Origin of the sequence: Mesorhizobium sp. M7A.F.Ca.AU.001.01.1.1, assembly GCF_004022735.1 — a bacterium.
Classification (GTDB): domain Bacteria; phylum Pseudomonadota; class Alphaproteobacteria; order Rhizobiales; family Rhizobiaceae; genus Mesorhizobium; species Mesorhizobium ciceri.
On sequence record NZ_RZPF01000148.1, the window covers coordinates 1 to 10,764 of the forward strand.

Consider the following 10,764-nt stretch of genomic DNA (forward strand, 5'->3'; position numbering starts at 1 on the left):
GTTCTGGGTGCTTAGCCTGTTCCACTTTTCGCCTGCTGTGATCAGCCATCTGGCTGTCGCGACGTCGCTTGCGGTCATCATCCCCACCTCGATCTCGTCAATGCGGTCGCACAACAGGCGCGGCAATGTCGATCGGCCTCTGCTCACTCTGTGGGGACCGGCCGTTTTCGTGAGTGCCCTGATCGGTGGCATCACGTCGAAGTTCATCCCGGGCGCCGGCTTGCGGCTGGTTTTCGGCGTCGTCGGCCTGCTGGTGGCCCTCAACATGGCGTTGCCGAAGCACTTCGTGATCTCCGATCACCTGCCGCAAAGCGGCTGGATCAACCGCGCGATCGCCTCTGTCATCGGCTTTGTCTCTTCGCTCATGGGAATCGGTGGCGGCACGCTCTCGGTGCCGACGCTTTCCAGCTTTTCCTTTCCTGTGCACCGGGCCGTCGGCACATCGTCGGCGCTTGGCCTGCTTATTGCGCTTCCGGCAGTGGCCGGCTTCATCTGGTCGGGTCTCGCAATTGCAGGCAGGCCTCCGCTCAGCCTGGGTTACGTCAGCCTGCCGGCGGTTGCCATCATAGCGCCCGTGAGCTTCCTGTTCGCACCCTTGGGCGCAAGGCTCGCCCACGCGCTCAACCCGCGCTACCTGAAACTTGCCTTTGCATTCTTCCTGGCGATCACGGCCGGGCGAATGCTGCTGTCTTGAATTTCGCTGGGCGGCGTACGGCTATTTTTCCCGCATGGCCCGGCGGAAGTTCTGCGTGATCGGCTCGGCGAGATAAGAGAGAACGGTGCGAGCCCCCGTCCGGATCATCGTCTCGCTCGACATGCCGGGCAGCAGCTTGCGGCCCTCCAGCTTGCCGAGTTCGCTTTTGTCGATCACAACCGTCGCGGCGAAATACGGTGCGCCGCTGCGCTCCTCAACCATGCGGTCAGCCGACACGATCTCCACGACACCCTCGAGCGGCGGCAGGTTGTAGCGGGCGAAGGCCGGGAAGCTGACACGCGCGGGCTGTCCGGGTGCGATCGTCTCGACATCCTCCGGTTTGACCATGGCTTCGACCACGAGTTGTTGTCCGAGCGGTACGATCGTCATCAATGTATCGCCGGGTTTCACGACACCGCCCGCGGTGTGGACCTTCAGATCCATGACGATGCCGTCAACCGGTGCGACGACATCGGTACGGGTAAGCACGTCCCTGGCGGCACGCTCCTCCTGTCTCAGGTCGAACAGTTCCGCCTCGACCTTGCTCAACTCATCGACGGACTCGTTGAGCCGCACCGTATCGAGGTTCAGGATCTGCATGTCGATCTCGGCCATGGCGCTTCTGGCGCGGGCGATTGCGGCGATATTGGTGGCGCGCTCGCCCTCGATCTCCTGCTGCTGTCGTCTGAGCAACAGGTTCCGCTCGCGGGTGGTCAGCCCCTTCTTGAGCAGACTCTCGAGGTCTTTGGTTTCACCCTCGATCGCCTCGATCTGTTTGTCCTTGGTGACGATAAGCTCTTCCAGTCCCTTTATCTCCTCCTCGGTCTGGTGGCGGCGCTGGCTGAGGATTTCCTGCTCGTCCGCCAGATTGTGGTGTTTCGCCGCGAACACGTCGCGCTGTGCGGACACCGCGTCCTTTGCGGCGGTGGCGGGGTTGGCGAGCAACGCCGGATCGAACTCGATCTCGGCCCTGCCGTCACGCTCGGCCCTGAGACGCGCGGCCAGCGCCTCACGCGTTGCTATCCGGTTCTGGATCAGGTCGAGCTGCGCCTTTGCCTGCGTGTCGTCGAGCCGGACGAGGATCTTGCCGGCCTTGACGACATCACCGTTGGCTGCGTTCAACTCCGCGATGATGCCGCCCTCGAGGTGCTGGATCAGCTTGCGGTCGCCGGCGACCTTGATAACGCCCGGCGCCACAGCGGCGCTGTCCAACGGTGCCAGGGCCGCCCAACCTCCCGCGACGCCGAAGAACAGGAACATGATCGCGAACCCGGTGCAGGTCACGCCTGTGAGACGCAGCGGCATCGGTTGCAGCAGGGAGGGCGGCGGAAGGGGCAGCGGCACGACGTTCAATTCCGGGGGGCGGCTCATGCTTCCTTGACCTCTTTGGTTTCCTTGACCACTTCGAGGGCAGGCAACTGGGCAGCCTTGGGCAGATGGGCCACCTTGCTGACGCGGCTGGCGAGTTCGTTGAAGACATGGTCGCGCGGCCCGAAGAGATCTTGCTGACCCCTGTTGAGGACCAGTATCTTGTCTACCTTCTCCAAGATGTTGGCGCGGTGCGCGATCAGGATAACGGTTGTGTTCGTCGCCTTGGCCACGCCGAGAGCGGCAATCAATGCCTCCTCGCCCTCCCTGTCGAGGTTGGAATTGGGTTCGTCGAGGATAAGCAGCGTGGGGTCGCCGTAGAGTGCCCGCGCCAGCCCGATGCGTTGGCGCTGCCCGCCCGACAGTATCGCACCCGCCTCGCCGATCTCGGTGCCGTAGGCCTTCGGCAGCCCCTTGATGAGTTCGTGGACGCCGGCCAACTGCGCTGCCTTGATCACGTGCTGGAAGACCGCCGGATTGACCGTCGCAAAGCGGGCGATGTTGTCGGATACGGTGCCGGCGAAGAGTTCGATGTCCTGCGGCAAATAGCCGACATAACGGCCACGGTCTTCCGCCGCCCATTGGGCAACATCCGTTCCGTCCAGCAAGGCACGCCCCCCCGACGGGCGCCAGGCACCGGCAAGTATGCGCGCCAGGCTCGTCTTGCCGGCCCCGCTCGGACCGATCAGGGCCATCGCTTCACCCGGCTCGAGACGGAAGCTGATGCCTTTCAGGATGTGCTCGCCACCCTGTCGGGCAAGCACAAGGTTGTCGGCCTCAAACCTGCCTTTCGGACGGGGCAGTGGCAGGACCGGTGTGGCTTCCCGGTGCTGTCCGGCGACCGCGGTGAGGCGTTTGTAAGCGGCACGCGCTCCCACCGTCGCCTTCCATGTGCCGATCGCTTGCTCGACCGGTGACAAGGCGCGACCCATCAGGATCGAGGCGGAGATCATGATGCCGGGTGAAGCCTCGTTGCGAAGAACCAGATAGGCGCCGAGGCCGAGTATGGCCATTTGCAGGGCCAGCCGGTGACAACGCGCGATAGCCGCGATGACGCCGCCACGGTTGGCGGCAAGAACCTGTCCCTTGTTGGCCTCGTCCTGTTGGGCCTTCCAGCCTTCCAGCAATGGCTTCAACATGCCCATCGCCTGGACGACCTCGGCGTTGCGGATCGCCGCCTCGGCTTGCACATAGGCCCGCGACTGTGCGCTTGCGGCCTCGGTCAACGGCTTGCGTGTGAGGTATTCGTTGAGCAGCGCCAAAGCAAACAGCACGATCCCGCCGCAAAGCGCCAACCAGCCCAGCCATGGGTGCATGAAGAATATGGCAACGAAGAACAACGGTGCCCAAGGCGCGTCGAGGATCGGGAAGATGCTGGGGCTGGTGAAGAAGTTGCGCACTTGATCCAGGTCGCGCAGCGGACGGGCGTTGGCTTGGCCTGGCGCCGAGGCGGCATATTCCACCGATGCGGTCAGGAGAACCGGTGCCAATCGCGCGTTCATCCACGATCCGACGGTAGCCAGCAGGCGCCCGCGCACCACCTCAAGCCCCGCCATTGCCGCGAGCGCCCCTGCCGCCATCAGCGACAGCATCACCAGCGTCTCCAGGCTGTGGCTGGACAACACGCGGTGGTAGACTTGGAGCATGTAGAGCGCTCCGGTCAGCATCAGCACGTTGATGCCGCCGCTGAACCAGACAAGCGGCCGGATGGCACGTCTGGCCTCTTTCATCACCACCTGCAGGGCAGGGGGCTGTTGTTTGGTTTTCATCGTTATTTCTCTGGTGTGCGGGATGACATCTCGTGCGGGAAGGTTGGGGGCAGCATTGGCTGCCCCCCGTTGGCCAGTGTCAGGCGACGTCGACAAGTATGTGCTGCATCGCTGTCTGGTCCGCGTCCGCGTCCGCCACTTTGAAGGCGAAGTCGAGGTGGGCATCCGGCGTCTGGGTCGAGGTCGAGGTGAAGCCGATGTCCGTGATCTTCAGCACGTCGTTGTCGGTGGGGTCGAAATTCACCAGGTTGGTGGTCGCATCGCTGCCGCCACCGGCGCCGGTCGTCGGGTTCAGGTTGATTGCCGTGTTGTTGCCGGTGATGCCGTTGCCCGACTGCATGATCTGGACACCCTGCAACACGAAGTGCTCGCCGGCCGCGTTGTAGTCGTTCTGCTCGATGATCACGAGGCCGTCATTGTTGTCGAGCGTGAACTCGCCGCTGTACGGGGCCGGGACGTGACCCATCTTGAAGATGTCGGCATTCTGCACGTACATCGCCCTCGTAATCGAGACATCGTCGAGCGTCGACGCCGTGCCCTTGTCGTCGATCAGGTTGAGGATCAGCATCAGATCCTCGCTGTTGCCGATGCCATCGAACTTGATGGCCATGGTGCCGGCGGTCGCTGTCGGCTGGGTAGCCTCGTTCTGACTGTTGATACCGACGTTGCTGTCGAAGAACCGCAATGTGAGCAGTTCGCCTTTCTGGATCGTGTCACCGGCGACACCGTTGGTGCTCTGCGTCGCGGATACCCAGCTTTCATTGGCGTTGCTCACCATCTCGTGACCACCTAGGGTGAAGGTGGCGTCGCCGGATGACCCCTCGCCATTGGCTGTCAAGCTGAACGGGTTGGCTTTGTTGATCAAGTTGCCCGTGAACTGCACGTAGAAGTTTTCGTTAGCCGGCGTATTCGGATCATCAGCCTGCAATTTTTCCAGCACGATCTGTGGGTGGCCCGTATTGCCGAGGGGCTCCTTGGACAAGAGTTGGCTGGTGTGGATAACGTCGAAGCTGAAGCCTTCGAGAGGGTCGGTCAGGTGGATGGTATAAGTATCGGCAATCTTGTCGAAGACGAGGGTGCCGCCCGCCGTCCCGGTCTGGGTGCCAGCCGCCGGATCCTTGTCGTAGGTGAAAGTGAAGTTGAACGTCGCGGAGGTAAGGCTCTCCGACGCCAGCGTCACCTCCGAGGTGAGAATGTTACCACCGCCGCCGCCGGTGATCGTGCCGGTGAGCCCGATCTGGACGCCGGCAAGCGCGCCATTCTGGTCGACAAAGTCAGAACCACTCGCATAGAACGCGGCCGGATGAGCATCCGCGCCGATGTCGTACCCGAAGGCTCCGGTGGCCGACGCGTTGAGTGTGTTGGCCAGAGTCTCGGGGGTCCCGATACCGTTGCCGGCGTTCTGGTCACCGTCGAACGGCACTGTGATCGTCGGCGCATCATCCTTGAAGACGAGGCTTGTACCGATGTTGACACTGTCCGAGGCCTGGTCGCCGTCACCGTCGGTGATGATCGCCGTCAAGGTTACGAGATCATCGGCTGCCAGCGATGTTTGCTGATCCGGTCCGGTGTCGGGCGAGTGTATGACGGCACGTGCCTGATCGAGCGTCACGGTCCCGTCAACAGCCACGCTCACCGTGAACACAATATCGCCAGCGGCTGAACCGGCACGACCGACCACCTCGCCGCCTTCGACGAAAAGCAGGACGGACAGGCCGGTCAAGGTGTCAGTGAGGCCGCTAACGTTCGTAACCTGATTGATGCCGAGCGCATAGCTGATAGCGTCACTATCCGCGCCGGCGTTTGGGGTGAAAACGGTCGCGAAATCCGCACTGTTGGCACCCAAGTTGGACTCGTCGACGGTCAGCGTCGGCTCGGTGCCGGTGGTCGAGATGCTCGGGCCATCATCCTTGAAGTTGAGGTTCTGGCCGATGTCGAGGCTGGCCGACAGGTGGTCGCCATCCTTATCGGTGACGGTCGCGGTGAGCGTGACCAGATTGTCGGCGGCCAGGCTGGTGCTGTCGTCGGGGTTGCTGGCGTCGGCATGGACCACCGCCCGGAGCTGGTCGAGGGTGACGGCGCCGGCGGCGCTGACGGAGACGGTGAATACGAGGTCGTTGGAGCCGATGGTGTGGCCTTCGACGACGCTGCCATTGAGCGAGAGGACGACCGCTTGGCCGGTCGCCGTGTCGATCAGACCCGAAGGGCCTGCCACGACGCCCAGTGCGTAGGTCAGCGTGCCGGCCCCGTCGGCGCCGAAGCCCGAACTGAAGTTGGCGGCAAAGCTCTGCGTATCGTTGGTGGTAAGAACCGACTCGTCGACGGTCAGCGTCGGCTCGGTGCCGGTGGTCGAGATGCTCGGGCCATCATCCTTGAAGTTGAGGTTCTGGCCGATGTCGAGGCTGGCCGACAGGTGGTCGCCATCCTTGTCGGTGACGGTCGCGGTGAGCGTGACCAGATTGTCGGCGGCCAGGCTGGTGCTGTCGTCGGGGTTGCTGGCGTCGGCATGGACCACCGCCCGGAGCTGGTCGAGGGTTACGGCGCCGGCGGCGCTGACGGAGACGGTGAATACGAGGTCGTTGGAGCCGATGGTGTGGCCTTCGACGACGCTGCCATTGAGCGAGAGGATGACCGCCTGACCGGTCGCCGTGTCGATCAGACCCGAAGGGCCTGCCACGACGCCCAGTGCGTAGGTCAGCGTGCCGGCCCCGTCGGCGCCGAAGCCCGAACTGAAGTTGGCGGCAAAGCTCTGCGTGTCGTTGGTGGTAAGAACCGACTCGTCGACGGTCAGCGTCGGCTCGGCGCCGGTGGTCGAGATGCTCGGGCCATCATCGTCGAAGTTGATGTGGGAGCCGACCTCTTCGCTATAGGCGTTGGTGCTCGTCGCCGAGAAATGGAACTCGGAGATGTCGCACCCCTCGTTTGCATCGACCCCTTTGACCGTCAGCCGATCCATTGGGCTGCCGGTGGTGATATCGACGGTGGTGGTGTTGTCGAGCCCGGTGATGGTGACGGCGTTTCCGGTCCCGCTGAGCCCGGTGACGGTGATGTTGCCGCTGCCGGTCGCATAGGTGCCATCGACAGTGATGACGGACGCAAACCCCGATGTACCCGTCAACTTGATGCCGGTGATATCCACGGGGCTGGTCGTGGTGCCGTCAAAGAAGTTCGTGCCTTGGTCGTTGCCCGTATTGTTGAAGGCGCTGACGGTGACGTCCACACGCGCAGTCGGAGTGGAAGGTGTGATCTGGCTGATCGTGAACCCGGCCTGCGTGATGGTCTCGATGTGGTTGCCGTACTGGATTTGCGACGCACTCCCTGCGTTCAGGGTACCGCCGGTGACAAAATCGACCTGCAGCGTTTCGTTCGGATTGATGCTCTGGTTGTTGATGCCGAAGCCCTGTTCGCTGACGTTGGCACTGCCACCGTTCAAACCGATTACCAGCAGCTGCTTGGAAGCGTCATTGGCCGAATTGATCAGATAGAAATCATTGTTGCCGGGCGCGGCGGCTGAGCCCAGAAAACTAGCCACGGAGGTGCCGGTGACCGACGCGAACACCTTGTTGGTCAAACCGATACGATCGTCCGGATTGGTCGCGTCCGGATTGAGCAACGGCACATACTCGACCGTGTACAGGTCCGCATTGGTGGCGCTGGTGCTGACCAGCCCAAACGAGAAAGCGAGCGGGCCGGTTGCGGCCGGTGCGGCCGACGGGTCAGAGGTGCCGATGACACCGATTACGACGTTTGCATGGGGCGGGTCTGCGTCTTTGAACAGCCAGACATAATTGCCATCGACCGTCTGAATGCCGCTGTTGACGCCGACGGTGGTGGAAAACGGGGTTCCGGTGAGATTCTGGGAGAGAACGACCGAGGTGATGGTTTCTCCCGCACTCGCCGAGGCCACGACGAAGTTGGCCTGGAAGGCGACCTCCGGCGAGGTCAGCCCACCCGGATCGTCGAGACTTAGGAGATATTGCACCGTGGGGTTGGTATCGTAAGGCGGAATGGCCGGATTGATATCATCGTCCGTAAATCCGGTGGTCTCGTCGAGGACGATGTCCTGGGTCAAGATGTCGAGTGCCATGGAGATTCTCCTTGGTTCAAAATTCTCTCTGGAAAAGGGATGCAGCCCCTAATGCCGGAAATGCACCTACCCCGGTGCAGCCGGTCGCATACTGAAATGCGCCCCTCCAATTTCATTGTGCCGCCGGCGCAGAGGGCGCGTCCATTCCCGCTTCGATAGTATTGCGGTCAATGTCCGCACCTGATCGAACGATATATATCCTTCGATAGGTCAGGTTGACGGGCGCTGCGGGGAGGTCGCGCAGGCACGCGCCAGATGCCGCCAGACGGCTCTGCGGCCGTTGCCGTGCGTACAATGTCGGTGCGAGTGGAGAGTGTTCAGAGCAGGCCGGTTCGGCCCATTCCCGGACGCTCGGCGGCTTTGCCGTGCGTCATCCAGGCCAGTTCCGCCCGGCCGCCTAGGTGCAACTTCTCGTAGACGTGATGCAGGTGCATCTTCACCGTGCCTTCGGATAAATGCAGCCGCTGCGCGATGGTCTTGTTGCGCAGCCCGCGCGAGACGAGATCGGCGATTTCGGTCTCCCGCCCGGTCAGCCGGGACATTGGCTGCGGCTGCGAGCCGGGCATCAGCAGCTGCTGGACGATCTTGTTGTCGATCCACTTCTTGCCCGCCGCCACCGCATTCACGCATTCGATGAGAAAGCGGTGGCTGATGCCGTCCAGAAACAGGCCATCGACGTCGAGCGTCTGTATTTCCCTGACATCGAGCCTGCCGGTTGGCTGCACGATGAAGATGATGCCGAGAGCGCTGTTGCCGGCCTTCAGCCGTGAGGAAAGACCTGATGTCTGCTGATCCGCGAGATCCACGCCTACGATGACCATATCAGGCTGATGGCGCTCCACATGAGCGAGAACGTCCACAGGGCGGCGACACTGGGCGACAACATCGTGTCCAGCCTTCTGCAACACCCATTCCAGACCGGCGAGATATACCCCCCGCGGGTCCGCGACAACCACTGTTGACATGCGAACACCGTCCGTAAAAAACGCAACGAACTTGGTTAAATACCCGTAAAATCAGGAAACCAGAGCCCACATCGATTGTCAAGGAATAGCTAATATACATATTGCTATAATCTACGACGGACCGGCGGGCTCCCTCGCAGCGTAGCAGGCCGGCTGACGATTCTGCGGAGGCGATGCTGGACTTGGTTGAAATGCCAGCGTTTCGATTGCACGTGGATCCGCGGAATCGAAGTCGAAATCGCCGGACGTCTCACCGCACTCCTGGGTGAGAAATTTGCTAGCGCCAGCGCGCTACCGCCTTTCCCCCCACGCGTCGAGCTGCCAATTCAGGCTTCGATGCTACGGCTGAACGGGCCGAGCTTGTGCGGTGAGACGGCGTTACCTGGTCGACCGCAAGCGAGCATTTGCCGGTGAAGGCTGACAGCGAAAGCAATCCGACGGCGGCTTCAAATATTCAGGTTGAACTGCGGGTATGCCGTCGGCAACCGGGGGCATTCCGAAAAACGCTGCGAAGTGAAAGTCTCACCCAAGATACGGATGAGGCAAGAGACATCTGACTGAGCGGGTTGCTGCTCGCAGGAAGCCGTCCCTGCGGTCTGCGCTTGGATGGTTTCGTTTCCATGGCGCGAGGTGCGCTGTTCTTCACCCGTTGTCGTCGAATGTCGCAGCAAAGTGCCTTGCGACTGGGAGGAGACCTGGAATGAACGACATCAAATTCACGTCCGGCCTGAGCGTGGTGGCAGATGCCCATGTCGCCTTTCGCGGCACGCCCTTCGTCGAACGGACGGCGCCACTGAACCAGAACGCACTCTGGATGCGCTGGGACAGGAACATGGTCGTCGATTGCTACTCCGATATGGTCGAGGAACTGGCGGCTATCCGCAACAGGGTGGCCATGGGCGACATGTCACCACTGTCGAAATATGTCATTGCCGGTCCGGATGCCGAGAGGATGATGGATGCGCTCATCCCGCGCGACATCAAGAAGCTGCAGGTCGGCCAGATCTACTATGCACCGTGGTGCGACGAGAACGGCCATGTCGTCGGCGACGGTCTGGTTTTCCGCATGGACGAAACCACCTTCCGCGTTTCCGCCGATCCCGGCCTTTCCTGGTGGAAGCAGCATGCCGAAGGCCTCGACGTCCGTGTCACCGACATATCCGATAGCTACGGCATCCTCACCTTGCAGGGACCGCGTTCCCGCGAAGTGCTGGAGGCTGTCACCCAGTCCGTGCAGGAATTGCCGTTCTCTCGCTTGGCCATCGTCACAATTGCCGGCAGACGGGTCGAGATCCTGCGCCAGGGTTTTACCGGCGAGCATGGCTATGAATTGTGGGTCAAGGCGGATGACGGCGCCGCCGTGTGGGACGCGGTCGAGGCGGCAGGCAAGCCTTTTGGCATCCTTCCTGCCGGCGCCTGGGCGCTCGACATAGCACGTCTCGAAGCCGGGCTGCTGATCGTTGGCTACGACTATACAAGTGCCGGCCCAGACCATGGCGGCGCCAGCATTCAGGCAGCTGGAAAGTATCGTGCGTCGCCCTTCGACCTCGGCCTGGGCCGGCTGGTCGACTTTCGCAAGGCCGATTTCATCGGCAAGGCGGCGCTGCAGCGCATGTCGAACACGGGTGACCATCGCCAGCTCGTCGGGCTCGACATCGACTGGTCGCAAGCCCTCGACGGCAAGGGGCTTGAGAGCAATGCGCCCGGAAATCTGCGGCGCGTGCAGTGGTATCCGCTGAAAGCCTTTCGCGGCGGGAAGGAAGTTGGGCACGCCAGCAGCGTCGCCTGGTCACCTTCGACCGGCAGGATGATCGGCTTCGGCCATCTGCGGCGTGAGGCCGCCGAGACCGGCACCGAGCTCACGCTGAAGTGGAACAAGGA

Annotated in this window: 6 protein-coding genes; 2 read left to right on the forward strand and 4 right to left on the reverse strand. The window is 62.3% G+C overall.

The annotated features are described in order from the left end of the window. Window positions 1-694, forward strand: a 694-nt coding sequence (locus tag EN884_RS11790; RefSeq protein WP_164894981.1) for a sulfite exporter TauE/SafE family protein, incomplete at its 5' end; no start/stop codon positions are given. Between the two features lie 21 nt (window positions 695-715). Here EN884_RS11790 and EN884_RS11795 read toward each other — a convergent pair. The 4 genes from EN884_RS11795 to EN884_RS11810 form a co-directional block, all read right to left on the reverse strand. Further along, a complete protein-coding gene (locus tag EN884_RS11795; RefSeq protein ID WP_013529875.1) occupies window positions 716-2,065 on the reverse strand; it encodes an HlyD family type I secretion periplasmic adaptor subunit in 1,350 nt (449 codons plus the stop codon). Then, entirely contained in the window at window positions 2,062-3,831 is a 1,770-nt protein-coding gene (locus EN884_RS11800) for a type I secretion system permease/ATPase (protein WP_063168888.1), read from the reverse strand. The genes EN884_RS11795 and EN884_RS11800 overlap by 4 nt, the downstream gene beginning before the upstream one ends. 79 nt (window positions 3,832-3,910) lie before the next feature. After that, complete coding sequence (locus EN884_RS11805) at window positions 3,911-7,918, reverse strand: DUF5801 repeats-in-toxin domain-containing protein (RefSeq protein WP_128360562.1); 4,008 nt, start codon at window positions 7,916-7,918, stop codon at window positions 3,911-3,913. 317 nt (window positions 7,919-8,235) lie between these two features. After that, complete coding sequence (locus EN884_RS11810) at window positions 8,236-8,739, reverse strand: response regulator transcription factor (RefSeq protein ID WP_032809607.1); 504 nt, start codon at window positions 8,737-8,739, stop codon at window positions 8,236-8,238. A gap of 844 nt (window positions 8,740-9,583) precedes the next feature. Here EN884_RS11810 and EN884_RS11815 point away from each other — a divergent pair. Further along, a partial coding sequence (locus tag EN884_RS11815; RefSeq protein ID WP_164894982.1) for an aminomethyltransferase family protein occupies window positions 9,584-10,764 on the forward strand: 1,181 nt, incomplete at its 3' end.